Raw genomic sequence first — 19,563 nt, 5'->3', positions numbered from 1 at the left:
GGCGACCTGCGCATCATCCACGCCGGCGCATGTCCGCTCGCGCCCGCGGATACCCTCGTCGTATTGACATTTCGATTTCCTAATGCCAATCATTCACTCGGGTTATATCTCGTCCGGGGAAGGGGAATCGAATGGCAGAACGTCGCGTGATCGGTCCCACCGCGTGGTTGGTTGGTGGAGCCGGTCTCTTTATCGGGGCGATCGCAGCCTGGCTTACCAGCCAGGGCAACCCGGGGAACATGGGTCTGTGCATCGCATGCTTCTGGCGCGACATCGCCGGCTACTTCATGGGGAGTCAAACCGGCCAGGCCGGGTTGGCGTACATCCGTCCAGAGATCATCGGCATCATGCTGGGAGCTCTCGCGGCGGCACTCATCACCAAGGAGTTCAGGCCGCGCGGCGGCAGCGCTCCGTTGCTGCGGTTCGTACTCGGCTTCATCTTCATGGTCGCGGCGCTCGTGTTCCTCGGCTGCACGGTTCGCGTCTGGGTGCGGCTGGGCGGCGGCGATCTCACCGCCATCTGGGGGGCTGTCGGAATCGTCATCGGTGTGGTCATCGGCGTCTTCGTTCTGCGGAAGGGGTTCAACCTTGGCCGAGCGAAGCAGCTTGCGGCTCCGCTCGGGTGGATCCTTCCGGCGATCGCCGTCGTACTGCTGGTGTTCGCCCTCGTGACCGAGTACGGCGCGAAGCCGGAATGGGCAACACTGACACCGGCCAAGGGCAAGGCGGTCGTCCCCGGCGAGGTCGTGGTGACCACCGACGGAGATGTCATCAAGCCTGCTGACGCAACGCTGGTGGATGGAGCCGTTGTGGCGGCGGACGGCACGGTGCTGGCCGATGCCGAGAAGGTCGCGTCCGCCGGTGCGATGCCGGGCGGTCTGCGCGCCGCACTGTGGATCTCGCTGCTCGCCGGGGCCGCTATCGGAGTGGCCGCGCAGCGCAGCCGCTTCTGCTCGATCGGCGGCATCCGCGATTCCATCCTCGTTCGCCGCTTCGACCTGCTGTTCGGAGTGGTCGGTCTTGTGATCGGCGCGACCATCGTGAACATGCTCTTCGGCCAGTACAACCTGGGATTCGAAGGCCAGCCTGCGGCCCACAACGACGCGCTTGGCAGCATCGCCGCGATGACGTTGGCGGGGCTTGCCGCAGTGCTCATGGGTGGCTGCCCGCTGCGCCAGATGATCATGGGCAGTGAGGGCGACGCCGACGGCGCCATCGCGGTTGTAGGGATGTTCGCTGGAGCCGGGTTCTCGCACTGGGCGGGTCTTGCCTCATCGGGTGCCGGCCTCGGCGACAACGCATGGCTGGCCATGGCAGTGATGGCTGTCATACTCGGCGCGATCGCATTCATCAAGAGACCACGCGTGGCCTAGGGAAAGGGAGCCAAGCGATGAAGGAAGTGGATGTACGCGGGCTGTCCTGCCCGATGCCGCTCATGCACACCAAGAAGGCAATCGAAGACGATCCGACCGAGATTCTTGTCCACGCGGACAGTGGGACGGCCAAGGCCAACGTGGTAGCGTTCCTCCAGGATGCCGGTTACTCGGTCTCAGTGGACCAGACCGGTGAGGAATACAAGATCAAGGGAGCGCGATAGTGGCGCTGTTCGCACGAAAAGACCGGAAGACCGCCCCGGGCGCCGATGAGGCGCTGGGGCTCTTCCTGTTCGATGCCGTGAACGATGCCCTGTCGGCCGAGCGCGTCCTGAAGGCCGCAGGCTACGAGGTCTCCCTCGTGGCCCCGCCTGCACATCTTCGGGCCGGGTGCGACCTCTCGGTGGCGCTGCCCCGCGTCGAGCACATCGGCGCCGAGCGGGAGCTCATCGATGCCGGAGTGCCACTGCGCGAGTGGGTGGCCGACGCCGAAGGTACCGCCGAGGTCTGCGACCTCGTGACGAGCGTGGACTTCGGGCAGTGGCTGATGGTTCGCGCGGGCAACATGAAGATCGTGGTGGAGAAGGACACCGGTCTCATCGTGAACACCTCCGGCGGAGGGTGTCCCGACATCCCGTACCTCAACCTCGCGCTCGTGGGAAAGCGTGTGGACGAGGTGCCTCGGCCCAAGGACCTCGGCTACACGCTGTGCGGGCTGATGCTCGACAGGGCGTACCAGGAAGTCCGCGCGCAGCTGGACGCGCGCGAGATGGAGACCGTGGGCGTGGGAGGTGGCGCGGTATGACGCTCCTGGTGATCGCGACCTACCCCGTGGTCGACGGCCCCGTGCTCGAGGGCCCGGTCACCATCGAGCCCGACGGCGCCATCGCGATCGGCGGCACGCGTGTGCCGAGCTCGCAGGGCACCTCGGCGATGCTGGGCGCGGCGGTGCAGGTGGCCGCTCACCTGGGTACGCCACCACCGCATGCGCTCGTGGCGGGCGACATCGGCAGAGGTGACGGTACGCGCGCCGTGTACGAGCGGCTCAGCGAGGCCGTGAAGCGCATCGGCCCCTCGGTGATCGCGTTCCACTACATGCAGCCGGTGATGGCGCTGATGCGCAAGGCGGTACATGAACTCGCCGAGATCGCGCCGGACGCTTTGCTGGTAGCGGATGCGGGCGGGATGTACGCCGCGAAGGCGGCCGGGCTCGCCACCCGCTTCGAGCTGATGACGCCCGACGTGGGCGAGGTCGGCTTCCTCGCCGACCCTGAGGTGACCCATCCCGCGTACGTGTCGCACTACCTCTTCGGCAACGACGGCTTCGACCCGGTGGCGCTCGCCGCCACCGCGCACGAGACCGGGGGCGCCTCGCGCGTGCTGCTCATCAAGGGCGTGCGCGATCACATCGCCGAGTACGGGGCGATCGCCGAGGTCGTGGACGAGCCCTGCGTGCCCGAGCTGGAGGCGATCGGCGGCACCGGCGACACCGTGGCCGGACTCGCATCGGCGTTCCTCGCGGCCGGCTTCCCGACCGTGGACGCCGCGCGGTGCGCATCGCTTGCCAACCGCGAAGCGGGACGCGCCATGGGCGCGACCCCGGCGATGCACGCGAGCGACCTGGTAGCCGCGCTGCCGGGCGTGTTGGCCGACAACCTCTGCCGCTGGGGCGGCGCCTGCGTGGTGTAGGCGGTCCGGCCCCTCGGCATCCCCGGCGCTGGACTTCGCCGAGGGCGCACGCGTACTCTTGCCAATGAGTGTCGCGCTCACGAAGGAGGACCCCATGCTGCTGGGCATCGTGGTGGAGCCGTTCATGCTGGTGATCGGTGGTGGCGCCCTGTTCCTCATGATGGTGTTCCAGATCCTCCAGGGGATGCGGAAGATCAAGTTCAAGGGCGTGCTGCATCTGAAGGTGCACAAGTGGGTGGCGTTCGCCATCCTGGCCGGGTCCGTCTTCCACATGGTCGCGGCCCTCGCCTATCTCGGAATCGTCTAGACCCCGTACACGGTCGTCAGCCCGGCCGGGGCCGATGGAGGCATCGCATGGATACGTACGGCCAGGATCCCGGCACGCAACCCGCATCGGCCGCGGCGCAGCCGCAGCCCGCACCAGCGCAGCCCGCACCGCGCAAGCGGATGTCGGCGGGCGCCAAGTGGGCGCTCGGGCTGGGCGCTGCGTTCGTGCTGCTCGTCCTCGGCTCGTGCGTGATCAGTGCCGTGATGCTTGGCGGCAGCGGCGATCTCGCCATGGGTGACAGCATCGCCGTCATCCACATCTCCGACACGATCCAGGGCGGCGGGTTCGGTAGCGGTGACCCCGAGTACGTCCTCGACCAGCTCGACCAAGCGCTCGCGGACACCAGGGTGAAGTCCATCCTGCTCCGCATCGACTCGCCCGGCGGTACGGTCGCCGCCTCTCAGGAGATCATGCTCGGCGTGCGGCGCGCCAGAGAGATGAAACCGGTGGTCACGAGCGTGGGCGACGTCTGCGCATCGGGCGCCTACATGGTGGCCTCGCAGTCCGACGAGATCATCGTCTCGCCCGGCTCCACTGTGGGGAGCATCGGCGTGATCATCTCGGTGGCCAACATCGAGGAACTGCTCTCCAAGGTGGGCGTGGAGTTCACAACGCTCACCCAGGGTGAGTTCAAGGACGCGGGCAGCATGTACCGCAGCCTCACCGCCACCGAGACGGCGATGCTCAACGAGCAGATGTCGCTGATCCAGGACCAGTTCGTGGCCGATGTGGCCACCGGGCGCGGCATGTCCGAGGCCGATGTGCGTGAGCTCGCCACCGGCTGGGCGTGGCTGGGGAGCGAAGCCCTCGATCTCGGGCTGGTGGACTCGATCGGCAACTACAACGACGCCGTGGACCGCGCAGCCGAACTCGGCGGCATCCAGGGCGAGCCCGGCATCGTGAGCTACGAGTACGTGGATCCGCTCGCGGGCTTCTACCGCAGTCTGCTGGGTGTCGCGTCCGGCGCCGGGGACATCGACGCCGGCACGCTCGAGCGGATGCAGCTCCCGCGCTAGGGGACTGCCGCCGCCCGACAGCGGGGCCAGGCCGGCGCGTATCGCCGCTGGCGCGTATCGCCTACAATGCACGCATGGCGGGGCGCCCTCGAGGCGCCGTCCGGCCGCGTGCCGCCCGCCCCCGTAACGCCCGGGAGCGAAAGGACTCAGAGTGGAGCCGATGGAACTCAAACCCACAGCGCAGGGCAAGGTCCGCGACATCTACGACCTCGGCAAGGCACTGCTGATCGTGTCCACCGACCGCCTGAGCGCGTTCGACGTGGTGCTGCCCGACCCGGTCCTCTACAAGGGCGAGGTGCTCACCAAGCTCTCGCTGTTCTGGTTCGACCTGCTCGGCGATATCGTGCCCAACCACCTCCTCACGGCCGAGGAGTGCGACCTCCCGGAGAAGCTCGCGGCCTACGCCGACAGCCTGCGCGGCAGGTTCATGATCGTGAAGAAGGCCGAGGTCTTCCCGGTGGAGTGCATCGTGCGCGGCTATCTCGCGGGCAGCGGGTGGAAGGAGTACCGCGAGCACGGGACGGTGTGCGGTCAGAAGCTGCCCGAGGGCCTCGTGGAGAGCTCCCGTCTGCCGCAGCCGATCTTCACGCCGTCCACCAAGGCGGCCGTGGGCGATCACGACGAGAACATCAGCTACGAGCGCATGGTGGAGATCGTCGGCGCCGATCGCGCTGAGCAACTCCGCGACGCGTCGCTCGCGCTGTACTCGGCCGCGCGCGACCACGCCGCCGAGCGCGGGATCATCATCGCCGACACCAAGTTCGAGTTCGGGCTGGTGGACGGCGAGGTCACGCTCATCGACGAGGTGCTCACGCCCGACAGCTCACGGTTCTGGCCCGCCGACGAGTATGCTCCCGGTGGCCCGCAGCCGAGCTACGACAAGCAGTTCGTGCGCGACTGGCTGGAGGCGAGCGGCTGGGACAAGACGCCTCCGGCGCCCTCGCTCCCCGAGGACATCCTTGCGGTCACGGCCGAGAAGTACATCGAGGCGTACGAGGCCATCACCGGCCAGCCGTTCATGCCGGAAGGGGCATAGGATGTCGCAGCGCAGCTTCAGCAACGACCGGTATCGCAAGGGGGCCAACATCGGCTCCACGCGTAAGAGCGCCGCAAAGGCCAAGCCGGTGCGCAAGCAGGGCACGCTCGAGGCCTCCCGGAGCGATTCGAAGAAGAAGCCGACCGGCGGCGTTGAGAAGGACTGGGCGGGACTGCCCACCTCACCGCAGATCAAGAAGTGGCGGCGCGTGTGGTGGGTGCTGCTGCTCACCGGCATCGGCCTCATCGCACTCGGCTGGCTCGTGCCGGAGCTCCGTGCCGACGAGGGTGTCCAACGGATCATCGCGGGCGTGGTGCTGGTGGCGTCGATGACCGCGGTGGCGATCGACCTCGTCGTCATCCGCAGGCTGCGCAGGGAGCTCATCGCCAGCACGGCGAAGAAGCCCTCCAAGAAGGAGCAGAAGCACGTCGGGGAAGCGTCGGAGACCGCTGATCCGAAGGACGGCAAGTGAGCCTCCGTGCCGTACCGCGCAACGTCCGTGTGCACATCTACCTGTTCTGGACGGGTATCGTGCTTGCGGGTGTCGGGGTTCTCGGCTTCCTGCTGAGCTTCTGGCAGGTGGGCTCGTCGGCGGCAGCCACCGTGGACGTGCACAGTGAGATCCCGGTGCTCGCGTACGCGTCGATCGCCGCCTGGGTGATCGGCCTCGGTACGATGTGGCACAGCCGCCGGAAGCTCGATGCGGCGGTGGCCGAGAAGACGCGCCAGGACCGGGAGCAGATGTTCGTGACGTTCGACGGCCCGCCGGGCCCGGACGATGATGGTACGACCGCCGCGTCAGCAGGGCGCGAGCCGTAAGGGGAGGAGCCGTCACCGTGGCACGATTCGAGATCTACGTGACCTACAAGAAGGGCATCTTCGACCCGCCGGGAGCCACCGCCGAGCGCGCGCTCGTGAACCTCGGCTACGACGAGGTCGCGTCGGTGAAGATCGGCAAGTACATCCAGCTCGAGGTGGCCGACGGGACGCCCTCCGAGCGCGTGCGCGAGATGTGCGACAAGCTGCTTGCCAACCCGGTTATCGAGGACTACCGCATCGAGACCGTCGGGGAGGCGTAGGCGATGCGGTTCGGAGTCGTACGTTTCCCGGGATCCAACTGCGAGCAGGACGTCGTTCACGCCGTGAACCACCTCGGCTTCGATGCGGGGTACATCTGGCATGGTGACACCAGCCTGGAGGGTTACGACGCGATCGTGCTGCCCGGCGGCTTCAGCTACGGCGACTACATCCGCTGCGGCGCGGTTGCGCGCTTCTCGCCGGTGATGGCCGAGGTGGTGCGGTTCGCCGAGGCTGGCGGGCCGGTCATCGGCATCTGCAACGGCTTCCAGATCCTCACCGAGGCGCATCTGCTCCCGGGCGCGCTCCTGCGGAACACCGGCCTCAAGTTCGTGTGCAAGCCCACGCACCTGCGCGTGGAGGAGAGCGCGTGCCAGTGGCTCGACCTCCCGGCGGACACGGTCGTGAGCATCCCGGTGAACCACAACGAGGGCAACTACACCTGCGACGCCGAGACGCTGCAGCGGCTCCGCGACAACGGGCAGGTCGTGCTGCGGTACTGCGAGCCGGACGGGTCGAGGGCCGAGGGCGGCAGCGCCCCCAACGGTGCGCTCGACGACATCGCCGGTATCTGCAACGAGCGGGGGAACGTGTTCGGCCTCATGCCGCACCCCGAGCGCGTGGTGGACCCCGTGACCGGCGGCACCGACGGACAGGCGTTCTTCACCGCTATCGCGCGCCGTCTGGCCGAGGTGCGCTGAGCGCCTCTCGCGGGTATGCGTTGCGGATTCGGTATCCGTTAAGGGTCTGGTGAGAAGGCGGCCGCGGCCGGTTATAGGGGTCGTGGCACCGTCGTGTCGTACATGAACGTCCGACACGACGGAGGGATACCGATGAGACCGCGAAGAGCGCTCCTTGCCGCCTGCGCATGCATGATGGTCCTGTGCGTGGTGAACCCCGCATACGCCGCCGGCCACCACTCCCACAAGAAGGTCGGCACCGACGGCGGGGTGCCGCGCCGTTGGGACCTGCCCAAGCCGGCCGCCGTCCCCCATCCGGACGTCGCGCCGCCGGGCGCCGGGGGGCTGCTGGGCGACGGCACCAACACCATCTCGTTCGCGGCGTTCGATACCGGCGACATCATCGTCGTGCTCGGCACGACCTTCGGCCATGCGGGGTGCTGGTCCGATGCGCTCTACAGCGCGGCGCGGGGGCTCTCCTCCTACTGCATCTGGAGCGCGAACGTCACACCGGTGAACGGCGTGCAGCTGGAGCAGCCGATCAAGTACCGCGCGTATGACAGGGCGTATGGCCTGTGGGTACCGAGCAAGGCCTCCTACGGAGCAACGGTGATCGGCTACTGCGCGCAGCAGAAGGGCGAGCCGTACAACATCCTCTCGTCCAAGACCGACCAGAGCCGGTGGTACTGCAGCAAGCTGCCATGGGTCGCCTGGAAGCTGAAGGCCGGCGTCGACCTCGATGCCGATGGCGGCTACTGGGTGTGGCCGGTCGACCTTGTGAACGACGGCCAGACGTCGTTGTTCGCGATGTCCAACTGAGGCAGCGCGGCATGCGGAGCTCTCTCAAGCATCGTGCGTGTGCGCTGGCGGCGGCCGCTTGTGTCGCCGCCGCCGGCGCCGCCGGCTGCAACCAGGCGGAGCCGGTCTCCGGGCCGGTGATCGGCGTGCTGACGTACGCGCCGGACAGGATCGTGCTCGTCGATCCGGTGGCACTCTCAGTGGTCGGCGAGGTGCCACTCCGTTCCATGGGGGTCGATCTCACCGCGCTGTCCGAGCCGCGCGGTTTCGCGACAGCGCAGTGCGGTGGCGTCGGCTCCAGCGCTGACGATGCCGTTGCGGTCGTGGACCTGGACGATCCGCCCGTTGCCAGGTATGTGGACCTCCAGTCGCCCAACCCGGGAAGCGTGGAGATCCTTCCCGGAGGAACGCTCGCGGTGGGGCACGGGCTCGTGGTCCCGGACGGGTCTGTGTGCTCGCTCGTGGACCCGGTGGACCGTGTTCTCGTGGCGGAGCGCACACTCGGCAACGTCGCCGGTGCGCCCGTTGCCGCCGCCGGTTTCCTGTGGACGGCAGGCGCCGAGGCGGACGACCTCGCCAGTGCCGACGTCACGCTCCGCCGCACATCGATCGACCTCGCGACGTCGGTGGTGGTCGACCGTCCGGGGCCCGACGGCTGCCTGATCGCCGCCGATCCGGGCGGTGCGGATAGCCTGTTGCGTGTCACGTCCGGCGGTGGAGAGGCGCTGGTGGAGCGGCTCGACGCAGCCTCTCTCACGCCCACCGCATCGGTGCGGCTCACGGGCCTCAGCGACCGCATCTCCTCAGTGACAGCAGCCGGTGCGTACCTGGTGCTCGTGGACGCCACCGGCGAGGACATGAGCGACCCGGGTGGCCCGCTGATCGTTCTCGACGCGGTGTCGCTCGCGGAAGTCGGTCGCATCGATGCGGGCGGGTCGATCAGCGAGGTGACGGCGCTCGACGGCCTTCTCTACGCGGTCACATGGAGCACGGGGGAGTTGCTGGAGATCGATCCGGCGGCAGGAGAGGTCCTGCGCCGTATGACGATACCCGATGCCGACGGGCGCATGATCGAGGTGGCGGCGGTGCCGTGAGCCGGGTACGGGCAACGCGTCGGCAGGCCGTGGTGTTTGGGCTACAATCCAAGCCAGCACCGTCACCACCTTCATGGGGGGCTCTTGATGCCGATTGCCGATCTCTCGCCCGAACTCGCGCCGCAGCTCGCCCTCGAGCTGGGCCTGAAGACAGATGAGTACGAGAAGGTCGTGGACATCCTCGGCCGCACTCCAACCATCACCGAGCTCTACATGTACTCGCTGATGTGGTCGGAGCACTGCTCGTACAAGCACTCCAGGAAGACGCTCAGGATGTTCCCTACGGACGGCCCGCACGTGCTCCAGGGTCCCGGCGAGAACGCCGGCGTGATCCGTGTGGGAGACGGCTGGGCGATCGCGTTCAAGATGGAATCGCACAACCACCCCTCGGCGATCGAGCCGTACCAGGGCGCGGCCACGGGCGTGGGCGGCATCATCCGCGACATCTTCACGATGGGCGCCCGGCCGATCGCGAGCCTCGATTCGCTCAGGTTCGGCACGCTCGACAAGCCGCGGCAGCGCTATCTCTTCGAGGGCGCGGTGGCGGGCATCGGCGGCTACGGCAACTGCCTCGGCGTGCCCACCGTGGGCGGCGAGGTGTACTTCGAAGAGGCGTACGAGGGCAACTGCCTCATCAACGCCATGGCCATCGGCCTCATGCGCGAAGACGACCTCACGCGGGCGGTCGCAGCGGGCCCCGGCAACCTCGTGGTGCTGATCGGCTCGACCACCGGGCGTGATGGGATCGGCGGCGCATCGACCCTGGCGAGCCAGGAGTTCGACGAGAAGGCCGAGGACAAGCGGCCGAGCGTGCAGGTGGGCGATCCGTTCGAGGAGAAGCTGCTGATCGAGGCGTGTCTCGAGCTCCTCGAGAAGGACCTGCTCGTGGCGCTTGGTGATCTTGGCGCTGCGGGCCTTACCTCGAGCGCGAGCGAGATGGCGAGCCGCGGCGGCGTGGGGCTGGATATCGATGTCAGCACGATCCCGGCCCGTGAGGAAGCGATGAAGCCCTTCGAGTACATGGTCTCGGAGAGCCAGGAGCGCATGCTCGCGGTGGTCACACCCGACGACCTCGATCAGGTGCACGAGGTCTGCGAGCGGTGGGGCCTGCGCTCCACGGTGATCGGCGAGGTGACCGATACCGGCCGCTTCGTCGTGCGCGAGGGTGACGATGTCGTTGCCGACATGCCGGCCGCCACGCTCGCCCACGATGCGCCGATCTACGACCCGGCGCGCGAGCGTCCCGCCTACCTCGACGACGTCCAGGCGTTCGACCCGATGTCGCTGGACCATCCCGTGTCGCCCGCAGAGCTGAACGACGTTCTCCTCCGGGTGCTGGCGAGCCCCAACATCTGCTCCAGGAGCTGGATCTGGGAGCAGTACGACCACCAGGTGATGGTGAACACCGTGGTGCGGCCGGGCTCCGACGCCGCCGTGCTGCGGATCGGCGACACCGGACGCGGCGAGACCACTGACCGCGGCATCGCCGCCTCCACCGACTGCAACGGGCGGTACTGCTACCTGGATCCGTACACGGGCGCCCAGATCGCGTTCGCCGAGGCTGCTCGCAACGTGGCATGCACCGGAGCGCGTCCCGCCGCCATCACCGACTGCCTGAACTTCGGCAATCCGGAGAAGCCCGAGGTGTTCTGGACGTTCCACGAGTCGGTACGCGGGCTCGCCGATGCATGCACCGCCTTCGGTGTCCCGGTGATCAGCGGCAACGTGAGCTTCTACAACGAGAGCTTCGGTCAGCCGATCTACCCCACGCCCACGGTCGGTCTCGTGGGCGTGCTCGAGGACGTCTCGGCGCACTGCACGATGGACTTCAAGCACGAAGGAGACGCGATCGTCATGCTCGGCCGCACGCGTCCCGAGCTTGGCGGGAGCGAGTACCTGAAGGTCGTCCACGACATGGTGGCGGGTCGTCCGCCGCGGATCGATCTCGTGGATGAGCGTCTGCTCAACGAGTTCCTCGTGACGGCCATCGGCACCGGCATCGTGCTGTCTGCCCACGACTGTTCCGAGGGTGGCGCGGCGGTCGCGCTGGCCGAGTGTTGCCTGGCAGGTGGTCTCGGCGCCACCGTGGACCTCGACCCGGCGTTGCCGCCGGTAGCGGCGTTGTTCAGCGAGTCGCAGGCCCGGGTGGTCCTCACGGTCGACCCTGACCATTTCGACGCCCTCAAGACGCTCGCGGCCACACACGCCACGCCGTGTGTCCGCATCGGCACCGTGGGCGGCGACCGTCTCACAATCAACGGCCTCGCCGACCTGTCGCTCGGAGACCTGCGTGAGGCGTACGAGACGACCCTCGAGCGGCTGGTGCACGGCGAGGCGTAGCAGGCGGCACGTCCCCCGGCGCGCCACGCGGGCGGGATCGCACGCGTGCTATGCTCTGAGCACGTCGTCGCGCATGAGGAGGCGGGCGTGGAACTGCTCACCGCACTCGGCCTGTCGATCCCGGCAGGGCTGAACGCGTACATCCCGTTGCTCGTGGTCGCCGTGTCCCAGCACTTCGAGTGGCTGCAGCTCAAGGCCCCGTTCGACGTGCTCGGCGAGTGGTGGATGATCGCCGTCATCGCGGTCCTCCTGGTGATAGAGCTCGTGGCCGACAAGATCCCCGCGGTGGACAGCGTGAACGACGTCATCCAAAGCTTCGTGCGTCCCGCTGCAGGTGGCATCGTGGCGGTGGCGGCTGCGGGGAGCGCGGTGGACGTGAGCCCGTGGCTGCTCGTGCTCGCCGGCGTGCTGCTCGCGGGCGGGGTCCACGCCGTGAAGGCGACGGCGCGTCCGGCGCTCAACGTCACCACCGCGGGCGTGGGCACACCGGCGGTGAGTGCGGCCGAGGATGCGGGCGCACTCGCTTTGTCGGTGTTGGCGATCGTGGCGCCGGTGATCGTGATGTTCGTGGCTGCCGGGGTCGTCTACTCGCTCTGGCGGCTGTGGCGCAGACGCCGGACCACCGGCAGCATCGTCGCGGAGCCGTGATGCCCGTGCGCCCTGATCCCGCCGAGCTGCGCGCACTCAAAGACGGACTCCACAGCGCGGATGCGGCCACGCGCGAGGCCGCGCTGTCCCGGGCGGTGGATGTGGTCGCCCGCTCGATCGTCCCCGTGCTGACCGAGGCGCTCGCCACCGGCTCACCCCCGGTGCAGGAGCATGCGCTCCGCACGCTTCGCGAGGTGGCCGACGCCGCCACCGTGGACGAGGTGCAACGGATCCTGCTCAACGAGGGTCCGGATACTGCCGAGCGGATCGCTGCCGCGCTCGATCACGCGCACCTCGATCTCGGACCCGGAATGAACGGGGCATGACGCTCGTGCTATCCTACTCGCCGCACGCCACCCGACTTCTGTGAGGACACGGGACCCCCGAATGAGCGACACCCATCGTGACGACCTCTTCGTCCAGGACGACCGTCCGGATCGCATGGAGGAGGAGTGCGGGGTCTTCGGCGTGTACGCGACGGGTGAAGACGTCGCTCGCATAACCTACTTCGGACTCCATGCCCTGCAGCACCGCGGGCAGGAGTCGGCCGGCATCGCCGTGGCCGACGGCCACACGCTCATGGTCGTCAAGAACCTGGGTCTGGTGGCGCAGGTGTTCTCCGAGGGCGATCTCGACTCGCTGCAGGGGCATCTTGCGGTAGGGCACACCCGCTACTCCACCACCGGTGCGTCGCGCAAGTGGGAGAACGCCCAGCCGATGATCTCGGCGATCGGGCCCAACACGATCGCACTCGCGCACAACGGCAACCTGGTGAACACGGCGTCGCTCAGAGAGCAGCTCTCCACGCTCGGCGTGCGCTTCAGGTCCACCACCGACTCGGAGGTGATGGTCCGGCTTGTGGACCACTTCACCCAGCAGCACGACTCGATCCGTGGCGGTATCCGCGACGCGATGCGGCTCATGCGCGGCGCGTACTCCGTGGTGATGATGTCCGAGAGCGCGCTCTACGCCTTCCGCGACCCGTACGGCGTACGTCCGCTCGTGATCGGCCGCCTGCCGGGCGAGAAGGGCTGGGTCTTCGCGTCGGAGACATGCGCGCTCGACATAATCGGTGCCGAGGTCATCCGCGACGTGGCGCCGGGCGAGCTGATCCGGGTGAAGGGCGGCGTGCTGGAGGCGGAGCAGGCGGTGCCTCCGGAGAAGCCGAGCCTGTGCATCTTCGAGTTCGTTTACTTCGCGCGGCCCGACAGCATCCTGCAGGAGCGCACCGTCTACGAGGCGCGCCGCTCCCAGGGCATGGCCCTTGCGCACACCGCGCCTGTGGAAGCCGACATGGTGATCGGCGTGCCCGACTCCGGTATCCCCGGCGCCGTGGGCTACGCGCAGGGGAGCGGGATCCCGTACGGCGAGGGGCTCGTGAAGAACCGCTACGTCGGCCGTACGTTCATCTCCCCCACGCAGTCGATCCGCCAGCAGGGCATCCGCATGAAGCTCAATCCCCTGCGGCACATCATCAAGGGGCAGCGGATCGTGGTGGTGGACGACTCGATCGTGCGAGGCAACACCTCCAAGAAGCTCGTGCAGCTGCTGCGCGACGCCGGCGCCACCGAGGTGCATATGCGGCTCACGTCGCCCCCTGTGGTGTGGCCCTGCTTCTACGGCATCGACACCGATTCCCAGGACCAGTTGATCGCCGCCACGCATTCGGTGGAGGAGATCGCCGAGTTCATCGGCGCCGACTCGGTCGCCTATCTCCCGCTCGATGACCTCATCGCCTCCACAGGCCGGCCTGCCGAGGAGTTCTGCTCGGCGTGCTTCAGCGGCGACTACCCCATCGACGTGCCCGACTCGATCCGGCGCGGCAAGCTCCGCCTGGAGCAGAACGCGTGACGGAGGCCACGACCGTCCTCGGCGCGCTGCTGCAGGGCGCGCGGTTCGGTCTCGAGTACAACCCGCTCCTGGCTGTCATCGCCGTGGCCGTCTCCGCCGCGCTTGCCGGCCGTCCCCGTCTCAAAGCCTCGCGCCATGCCGAGGCCGCCGGGATCGTAGGGGTGGGCTGGCTCATCGGCGACGGACTCCGCATCCTCGGCCATGCCCGCGACCTTCACGATGGCCTGGCGTCCACGGCTCTCGCAGGCGCACCCGAGTGGGCCGGCTGGGTCTTCCTCGGCGCCTGGGCGCTCGCGTCTCTGGTGATCGGGTACCTGGGCCCGGCGCTCGTGGGTGCGGCGGTGGGACGTCGCGTGACTCACGGCACGGGCTGGCTCGCCGCCGCGGGTGTCGGCGTGGCGCTCACCGTGGCGATCTCGGCGGGAGCCGGGGCGCTAGCGTAGCGATCCACGCACGCTCGCACGGCTGCTTGACTCTCAGGAGTGGCGGTCATACCATCAGTATGAATCCTGGTATGACCGAGAGGGGCGCATCATGACCGCCAAGGTCACCATCTCGCTTCCCGACGAGCTGCTTGAGCGTTTGGACGCCGAGGCCCGTGAGCTCGGCCTTGCTCGGAGCGAACTCGTACAGGAATCGCTTACCACCTACCTCGGCAAGACGGCCGAGCAGCGTGAGGCCGAGGCGCGGCGCGCGCGCATGGAGTGGGCGCTCGAGGGGATGCGCCATTTCCACGAGGGGCGCACGGTGTACGACGATCGGCCATCGCTCGAGATACTGCGCGAGATCCGGGAGACGGATGATTCGGCGCCGTTGCGTGGTCATGAGGATCGTCGGCTGTGAGGCGGATTCCGATAGTGGTGCTCGACGCGAGTGTGGGCGTGAAGTGGTTCAAGCCCGAAGCGGGAAGCGAGAAGGCGCTCGACTTGCTCGACCGCGCGGCGGACGGCGAGGTCTTGCTGGTGGCGCCAACCCACTTTGCGCACGAAGCTCTTTCTGTCGTACGGCGGTACTACTCAGCCGCCGATGTCATGCCTGCGTGGCGCCTGATGGAGCACGCGGGCGTGAGACTCGTGCCGCTCACCGACGATGTCGTCGTTGAGGCCGCGCGTCAGTGCGACGTTCTCGGCTGCTCGTTCTACGATGCGCTCGCCCCGGCGTGTGCGGTGCTGCTGGAGGCCACGCTCGCGAGCGCTGATGCACGTGCGCACGGCGCATTCCCCGGCGTGCTCCTGATCGAGGAGTGATCCGGAGCCGCCCCGCCCGATGAGGGCTGGCGGCGTGGGGTACAATGCACGCGTGCGCGGTCGCGCACACGATCCGAGGGGAGACCATGGCAGCCGACCAGCATCAGGGTCCGGTCGATTACCGCACCGCCGGCGTGGACACCGCCGAGGGCGCGCGCGCCGTCGAGCGCATCCGTTCGCACGTGCGGGCCACGTACCGGCCGGAGGTGATCGGTGACATCGGCGGTTTCGGCGGGCTGTTCTCGGCGAAAGCGTTCAAGGACATGGAGGACCCGGTGCTCGTGAGCGGCACCGACGGCGTGGGCACCAAGCTCAAGCTGGCCCAACTGCTCGACGTGCACGACACCGTGGGTATCGACCTCGTTGCGATGTGCGCCAACGACATCCTCGTCTCGGGGGCCGAGCCGCTCTTCTTCCTCGACTACGTGGCGGTGGGCAAGCTCGAGTCGGCGCGCATGGAGCGCATCGTCGCCGGCATCGCGCGCGGCTGCGAACAGGTGGGATGCGCGCTGGTGGGCGGAGAGATGGCCGAGCATCCGGGCACGATGGATGCTGACGACTACGACCTTTCGGGCTTCTGTGTGGGCGTGGTCGATCGCCCGAAGATGATCACCGGCGAGGCGATCAAGCCGGGCGACGTGATCCTCGGCCTCGGCTCGGGCGGTCTGCACTCAAACGGTTTCTCGCTCGTGCGCAAGGTGCTCGTGGAGGGTCGCGAAAGCGAGCTGTCGCTGCCGAGGGTCGACCTCGGGGGCGCCACGCTCGGAGAAGTGCTTCTCGCGCCGACGCGCATCTACGTCAAGAGCGTCCGCGCCGCGCTCGCCGAGGTCGCGGTCAAGGGCATGGCCCACATCACCGGCGGCGGCATCACGGAGAACCTCGACCGCGTGCTGCCCAAGACGTGCGACGCGCGGGTGGTGCGGGGCGGGTGGAAGGTGCCGCGGGTCTTCGGCCTCGTGCAGGAGGCTGCCGGTATCGACGACGACAGCATGTACCGCACCTTTAACATGGGCGTGGGCTTCGCCCTGGTGCTGGATCCCGCCGAGGCGCCCACGGCCGCGGCGAAGCTGCGCGAGATGGGCGAGTCGGTCTCGGAGATCGGCGAGATCGTCGAGGGAACGGGAGTGGTCATCTATGAGTGAGCGACACCCCCTCGCCCTCGGAGTGCTCGTCTCAGGAAGCGGCACCAACCTGCAGGCCATCATCGATGCGATCGCCGCGGGAACGCTTGATGCGCGCGTTGCCGTGGTGATCTCCAACAAGGGCGATGCGTACGGGCTCGAGCGGGCCCGGCTGGCGGGCGTTCCGGCGGTGCACGTCGATCCGGCCAACAGTGAGAACCCCAAAGGGTACAACCGCGAGATACGCGAGGCGCTCGAGAGCCACGGCGTGGAGCTCGTGGTGATGGCCGGCTACATGAGGCTGCTCGGCGCCGAGGTGCTGCGCGCGTTCCCCGGCGCCGTGGTCAACCTGCACCCGGCGCTGCTGCCCGCGTTCCCCGGGGCCACCGCCATCCGCGAAGCGTTCGAGTGGGGCGTGAAGGTCACCGGCGTTACTGTCCACTTCGCCGACGAGGAGTTCGATCGCGGCCCGATCCTGTGCCAGGAACCGGTCGTCGTTGAGGAGACGGATACGCTCGAGACGCTCGAGGCGCGCATCCACGAGGCGGAACACCGGCTTCTGCCCCGCGCCATCGGCCTGATCGCGTCGGGCCGCGTGCGTGTCGAGGGCAGACGAGTGCATATCAGCGAGGAGTAAGGGAGCATCCGGCTATGGACAACGTGAAGATCAAGCGAGCGCTCGTCTCGGTCACCGACAAGACCGGTGTCGCCGATTTCTGTCGCGCGCTCGCCACTGAGTTCGGTGTGGAGATCGTCTCCACAGGCGGGACCGCCGCCGCCTTGGTGGAGGCGGGGATACCGGTCCGGCCCATCGACGACCTCACCGGCTTTCCGGAGATGATGGACGGCCGGGTCAAGACGCTCCACCCCAAGGTGCACGGCGGCCTTCTCGCACGGCGTGACTCGTCCACCCACATGGCCGAGGCCGAGTCGCAGGGCATCGGGATGATCGACCTGGTGGTGGTGAACCTCTACGCGTTCGAGGACACCGTTGCCCGCGAAGGCGTGTCGCTCGAGGAAGCCGTGGAGAACATCGACATCGGCGGACCGAGCATGCTCCGCTCGGCAGCCAAGAACTTCGAGGCGGTCACCGTGGTGACCGACCCAGTGGACTACTCAGGGATCGTGGACGAGATGCGCGCATCCGGCGGACTCGTCTCCTACGGCACGCGCAAGCGCCTCGCCACCGACGTGTTCAGGATCACCAGCGCGTATGACAGCGCCATCTGGCGGTATCTCTCGGGCTATGGCAGCGAGCCGTTCCCGGAGGAGGTGCGTTTCCGCCTCGACAAGATCCAGGACCTCCGGTACGGGGAGAACCCGCATCAGGACGCCGCGTTCTACCGCTTCAGCGACAGCAAGGAGCACACGCTCGCGCGGTCCACACAGGTTCAGGGCAAGGAGCTTTCGTACAATAACATCCTCGACACCGATGCATGCTGGGCGGCGGTGCGCGAGTTCGAGGCGCCCGCGTGCGTTATCGTGAAGCATATGAACCCGTGCGGTGTGGCGGTCGGCCCCGACCTGGTGAGCGCGTACCAGCGCGCCTACGAATGCGATCCGGTCTCGGCATACGGTGGAGTGATCGCGTTCAACGGCACGGTCACCCCGGACCTCGTGCGGGCCATCTTCGCCAACAAGCAGTTCGTGGAAGTGATGATCGCGCCCGAGTACGACAACGACGCACTCCTGCTCCTGGACCAGAAGCGCAACCTGCGCGTGTTGCGTACCGGAGGCATCCGCCCGGTGGCCGGCCACTACGAGTCGCGCGCCGTTGAAGGCGGGATGCTTGTGCAGATATCCGACGGCGTGACCGAGGATCCGTCACGGTTCCGGGTAGCCACGATCGCCAAGCCTACTGACGAGGAGATGGAACAGCTCCTCTTCGCCTGGCGCGTGGTGAAGAGCGTGAAGAGCAATGCCATCGTGCTCGCCAAGGACTTCGCCACCGTGGGCGTGGGCGCCGGCCAGATGAACCGCGTGAACTCGGCCCGCATCGCGGTGGAGGCGGCGGGGGCCAAGGTGCGCGACTCCGTGTGCGCGTCTGATGCCTTCATGCCGTTCCCCGACACCCTCGAGGTGTGCGCCGACGCAGGTGTGACGGCGTTCATCCAGCCGGGCGGCTCGATCCGCGACGACGAGGTCATCGCGGCCGCGAACAAGTTCGGAGTGTCGATGGTGTTCACCGGCTACCGACACTTCCGGCACTAGAGCATCCGCACGCTGAGAATGCAGAAGCCCGGGCGATCGCCCGGGCTTCTGCGTCTCCACATCGGAGGTCTACTCTGAGTCGGCCATATAGACCGTACGCGTGGGGAAGGCGAACTCGATGCCCTCCTTGTTGAAGCGAGCGTGCAAGCGTTTCACGAACTCGCTTCGCATCGGCCACTGGCGGTTGAACTCGCTGACATGCAGGATCGCCATCCCGGTTACCTGCGAGCCCCCGAACTCGGGGAACCGTATCAGCGAGTCGATGTGCTTGAGCGTCGGCTCAAGGTCGCGTACGACCTCGGCAGCGACATCCAAAGCTACCGCTTCCACCTTGTCCAGGTCCGAGCCGTAGGTGACGCCGAACTCCACGAGCACCGCAACGGCGTCGTGCGGGAGCTTGTAGTTGGTCACGATCGACTGCGCCAGCGTGCCGTTGGGGACGATCACGAGGTTGTCCATCGAGGTGCGGAGGGTCGTCGTGCGCCACGCCACGTCCACGACCGTGCCCTCCTGGCCGCTCTCAAGGAGTATGTAGTCTCCCTGACGGATCTGCTTGGATGCGATGATCTGCAGTCCGGCGAACAGGTTCCCCAGCGTGTCCTGAAGCGCCAGCGAGACCGCCAGACCACCAACACCCAGAGCGGTAAGGACCGGAGTGATCGAGATGTCGAACACGCTGAGTATGGTGAGCGCGCCGATCACCAGGATGAGGCCGCGCGCGATGTTCACGAGCATGCTGGCCGAGGGGATCGCCTCGTTGGCTGCCACCGCCCTGCGTACGACCTTGGCGATCACCCGCATGGCGATCAGCGTGAGGGCGCCGATCCCGATGGCAAGGACGATGCGCGAGATCTCATCGGTGGACAGGTCGAGTCCCAGGAACTGCATGTGGCTCTCCAATCGACGAATACCCGACACATTATACGGGCTGTCCTGCGAGGACCACATAGTGCTGGCGCTCGCGGAGGCGACCGGAGGCGTGACACGCGGGATGTGAGGGGCCAGCACGACACGTTGACCGTGCCACGACGCGTGGTAAACTACCCCTTGCGCT

General features: G+C 67.7%; 24 protein-coding genes. 23 read left to right on the top strand and 1 reads right to left on the bottom strand.

What is annotated here, in order from left to right; translation table 11 throughout:
• Positions 1-131 precede the first annotated feature (131 nt).
• The 23 genes from yedE (at position 132) to purH (ending at position 18,509) form a co-directional block, all read left to right on the top strand.
• A complete protein-coding gene (gene yedE / locus MSB02_RS05875) occupies positions 132-1,373 on the top strand; it encodes a YedE family putative selenium transporter (protein ID WP_267194302.1) in 1,242 nt (413 codons plus the stop codon).
• A 17-nt stretch (positions 1,374-1,390) separates the two neighbouring features.
• Positions 1,391-1,597, top strand: a complete 207-nt coding sequence (locus tag MSB02_RS05870; protein ID WP_267194301.1) for a sulfurtransferase TusA family protein — start codon at positions 1,391-1,393, stop codon at positions 1,595-1,597.
• Positions 1,597-2,178, top strand: coding sequence for a DUF3343 domain-containing protein (locus MSB02_RS05865; protein ID WP_267194300.1), 582 nt, complete (start codon positions 1,597-1,599; stop codon positions 2,176-2,178). Before MSB02_RS05870 ends, MSB02_RS05865 begins: the two co-directional genes overlap by 1 nt.
• Positions 2,175-3,062, top strand: coding sequence for an NAD(P)H-hydrate dehydratase (locus MSB02_RS05860; protein ID WP_267194299.1), 888 nt, complete (start codon positions 2,175-2,177; stop codon positions 3,060-3,062). Before MSB02_RS05865 ends, MSB02_RS05860 begins: the two co-directional genes overlap by 4 nt.
• A 94-nt stretch (positions 3,063-3,156) precedes the next feature.
• A complete protein-coding gene (locus MSB02_RS05855) occupies positions 3,157-3,369 on the top strand; it encodes a hypothetical protein (protein ID WP_267194298.1) in 213 nt (70 codons plus the stop codon).
• A gap of 47 nt (positions 3,370-3,416) precedes the next feature.
• Entirely contained in the window at positions 3,417-4,406 is a 990-nt protein-coding gene (gene sppA / locus MSB02_RS05850) for a signal peptide peptidase SppA (protein ID WP_267194297.1), read from the top strand.
• A 160-nt stretch (positions 4,407-4,566) separates the two neighbouring features.
• On the top strand, positions 4,567-5,442 hold the full coding sequence (locus MSB02_RS05845) for a phosphoribosylaminoimidazolesuccinocarboxamide synthase (protein WP_323748516.1): 876 nt from the start codon (positions 4,567-4,569) through the stop codon (positions 5,440-5,442).
• Between the two features lies 1 nt (position 5,443).
• Positions 5,444-5,914: a hypothetical protein gene (locus tag MSB02_RS05840; protein ID WP_267194295.1), complete on the top strand. Its 471-nt coding sequence runs from the start codon at positions 5,444-5,446 to the stop codon at positions 5,912-5,914.
• Positions 5,911-6,261 (top strand): hypothetical protein, encoded by a 351-nt coding sequence (locus tag MSB02_RS05835; RefSeq protein ID WP_267194294.1) that lies wholly within the window; start codon positions 5,911-5,913, stop codon positions 6,259-6,261. Before MSB02_RS05840 ends, MSB02_RS05835 begins: the two co-directional genes overlap by 4 nt.
• Positions 6,262-6,278: 17 nt before the next feature.
• Complete coding sequence (purS, locus tag MSB02_RS05830) at positions 6,279-6,521, top strand: phosphoribosylformylglycinamidine synthase subunit PurS (RefSeq protein ID WP_267194293.1); 243 nt, start codon at positions 6,279-6,281, stop codon at positions 6,519-6,521.
• 3 nt (positions 6,522-6,524) lie between these two features.
• Entirely contained in the window at positions 6,525-7,220 is a 696-nt protein-coding gene (gene purQ, locus MSB02_RS05825) for a phosphoribosylformylglycinamidine synthase subunit PurQ (protein ID WP_267194292.1), read from the top strand.
• A gap of 132 nt (positions 7,221-7,352) precedes the next feature.
• Positions 7,353-8,018 (top strand): hypothetical protein, encoded by a 666-nt coding sequence (locus MSB02_RS05820; protein WP_267194291.1) that lies wholly within the window; start codon positions 7,353-7,355, stop codon positions 8,016-8,018.
• An 11-nt stretch (positions 8,019-8,029) separates the two neighbouring features.
• Positions 8,030-9,091, top strand: a complete 1,062-nt coding sequence (locus MSB02_RS05815; protein ID WP_267194290.1) for a hypothetical protein — start codon at positions 8,030-8,032, stop codon at positions 9,089-9,091.
• 87 nt (positions 9,092-9,178) lie between these two features.
• Positions 9,179-11,431, top strand: coding sequence for a phosphoribosylformylglycinamidine synthase subunit PurL (gene purL / locus MSB02_RS05810; protein ID WP_267194289.1), 2,253 nt, complete (start codon positions 9,179-9,181; stop codon positions 11,429-11,431).
• Positions 11,432-11,518: 87 nt separating this feature from the next.
• Entirely contained in the window at positions 11,519-12,079 is a 561-nt protein-coding gene (locus tag MSB02_RS05805; RefSeq protein ID WP_267194288.1) for a DUF4126 domain-containing protein, read from the top strand.
• Complete coding sequence (locus MSB02_RS05800; protein ID WP_267194287.1) at positions 12,079-12,405, top strand: HEAT repeat domain-containing protein; 327 nt, start codon at positions 12,079-12,081, stop codon at positions 12,403-12,405. The genes MSB02_RS05805 and MSB02_RS05800 overlap by 1 nt, the downstream gene beginning before the upstream one ends.
• Positions 12,406-12,466: 61 nt before the next feature.
• Positions 12,467-13,930: an amidophosphoribosyltransferase gene (gene purF / locus MSB02_RS05795; protein WP_267194286.1), complete on the top strand. Its 1,464-nt coding sequence runs from the start codon at positions 12,467-12,469 to the stop codon at positions 13,928-13,930.
• Positions 13,927-14,373, top strand: a complete 447-nt coding sequence (locus MSB02_RS05790) for a hypothetical protein (protein WP_267194285.1) — start codon at positions 13,927-13,929, stop codon at positions 14,371-14,373. The genes purF and MSB02_RS05790 overlap by 4 nt, the downstream gene beginning before the upstream one ends.
• Before the next feature lie 91 nt (positions 14,374-14,464).
• Positions 14,465-14,773, top strand: a complete 309-nt coding sequence (locus tag MSB02_RS05785) for a CopG family ribbon-helix-helix protein (RefSeq protein ID WP_267194284.1) — start codon at positions 14,465-14,467, stop codon at positions 14,771-14,773.
• The gene (locus MSB02_RS05780) at positions 14,770-15,177 is read left to right on the top strand and encodes a type II toxin-antitoxin system VapC family toxin (RefSeq protein WP_267194283.1); all 408 of its coding nucleotides are present in this window, start codon (positions 14,770-14,772) and stop codon (positions 15,175-15,177) included. Before MSB02_RS05785 ends, MSB02_RS05780 begins: the two co-directional genes overlap by 4 nt.
• An 86-nt stretch (positions 15,178-15,263) precedes the next feature.
• Positions 15,264-16,319 (top strand): phosphoribosylformylglycinamidine cyclo-ligase, encoded by a 1,056-nt coding sequence (gene purM, locus MSB02_RS05775; protein ID WP_267194282.1) that lies wholly within the window; start codon positions 15,264-15,266, stop codon positions 16,317-16,319.
• Complete coding sequence (purN, locus tag MSB02_RS05770) at positions 16,312-16,935, top strand: phosphoribosylglycinamide formyltransferase (protein WP_267194281.1); 624 nt, start codon at positions 16,312-16,314, stop codon at positions 16,933-16,935. The genes purM and purN overlap by 8 nt, the downstream gene beginning before the upstream one ends.
• A gap of 14 nt (positions 16,936-16,949) precedes the next feature.
• On the top strand, positions 16,950-18,509 hold the full coding sequence (gene purH / locus MSB02_RS05765) for a bifunctional phosphoribosylaminoimidazolecarboxamide formyltransferase/IMP cyclohydrolase (protein WP_267194280.1): 1,560 nt from the start codon (positions 16,950-16,952) through the stop codon (positions 18,507-18,509).
• 69 nt (positions 18,510-18,578) lie between these two features.
• Here purH and MSB02_RS05760 read toward each other — a convergent pair whose 3' ends face one another.
• Complete coding sequence (locus MSB02_RS05760) at positions 18,579-19,397, bottom strand: mechanosensitive ion channel family protein (protein ID WP_267194279.1); 819 nt, start codon at positions 19,395-19,397, stop codon at positions 18,579-18,581.
• Between the last annotated feature and the right edge of the window lie 166 nt (positions 19,398-19,563).

This window comes from Anaerosoma tenue, assembly GCF_023161965.1.
GTDB classification, from domain to species: Bacteria; Actinomycetota; Coriobacteriia; order Anaerosomatales; family Anaerosomataceae; genus Anaerosoma; species Anaerosoma tenue.
This window is presented reverse-complemented; position numbering and strand designations above follow the sequence as displayed.

Bases quoted from the DNA above. Each gene is read 5' to 3' on its own strand.
- yedE (WP_267194302.1), top strand. From the start codon at position 132: ATGGCAGAACGTCGCGTGATCGGTCCCACCGCGTGGTTGGTTGGTGGA.
- MSB02_RS05870 (WP_267194301.1), top strand. From the start codon at position 1,391: ATGAAGGAAGTGGATGTACGCGGGCTGTCCTGCCCGATGCCGCTCATG.
- MSB02_RS05860 (WP_267194299.1), top strand. From the start codon at position 2,175: ATGACGCTCCTGGTGATCGCGACCTACCCCGTGGTCGACGGCCCCGTG.
- MSB02_RS05855 (WP_267194298.1), top strand. From the start codon at position 3,157: ATGCTGCTGGGCATCGTGGTGGAGCCGTTCATGCTGGTGATCGGTGGT.
- sppA (WP_267194297.1), top strand. From the start codon at position 3,417: ATGGATACGTACGGCCAGGATCCCGGCACGCAACCCGCATCGGCCGCG.
- MSB02_RS05845 (WP_323748516.1), top strand. From the start codon at position 4,567: ATGGAACTCAAACCCACAGCGCAGGGCAAGGTCCGCGACATCTACGAC.
- MSB02_RS05840 (WP_267194295.1), top strand. From the start codon at position 5,444: ATGTCGCAGCGCAGCTTCAGCAACGACCGGTATCGCAAGGGGGCCAAC.
- purQ (WP_267194292.1), top strand. From the start codon at position 6,525: ATGCGGTTCGGAGTCGTACGTTTCCCGGGATCCAACTGCGAGCAGGAC.
- MSB02_RS05820 (WP_267194291.1), top strand. From the start codon at position 7,353: ATGAGACCGCGAAGAGCGCTCCTTGCCGCCTGCGCATGCATGATGGTC.
- MSB02_RS05815 (WP_267194290.1), top strand. From the start codon at position 8,030: ATGCGGAGCTCTCTCAAGCATCGTGCGTGTGCGCTGGCGGCGGCCGCT.
- purL (WP_267194289.1), top strand. From the start codon at position 9,179: ATGCCGATTGCCGATCTCTCGCCCGAACTCGCGCCGCAGCTCGCCCTC.
- MSB02_RS05800 (WP_267194287.1), top strand. From the start codon at position 12,079: ATGCCCGTGCGCCCTGATCCCGCCGAGCTGCGCGCACTCAAAGACGGA.
- purF (WP_267194286.1), top strand. From the start codon at position 12,467: ATGAGCGACACCCATCGTGACGACCTCTTCGTCCAGGACGACCGTCCG.
- MSB02_RS05785 (WP_267194284.1), top strand. From the start codon at position 14,465: ATGACCGCCAAGGTCACCATCTCGCTTCCCGACGAGCTGCTTGAGCGT.
- purM (WP_267194282.1), top strand. From the start codon at position 15,264: ATGGCAGCCGACCAGCATCAGGGTCCGGTCGATTACCGCACCGCCGGC.
- purN (WP_267194281.1), top strand. From the start codon at position 16,312: ATGAGTGAGCGACACCCCCTCGCCCTCGGAGTGCTCGTCTCAGGAAGC.
- purH (WP_267194280.1), top strand. From the start codon at position 16,950: ATGGACAACGTGAAGATCAAGCGAGCGCTCGTCTCGGTCACCGACAAG.
- MSB02_RS05760 (WP_267194279.1), bottom strand. From the start codon at position 19,397: ATGCAGTTCCTGGGACTCGACCTGTCCACCGATGAGATCTCGCGCATC.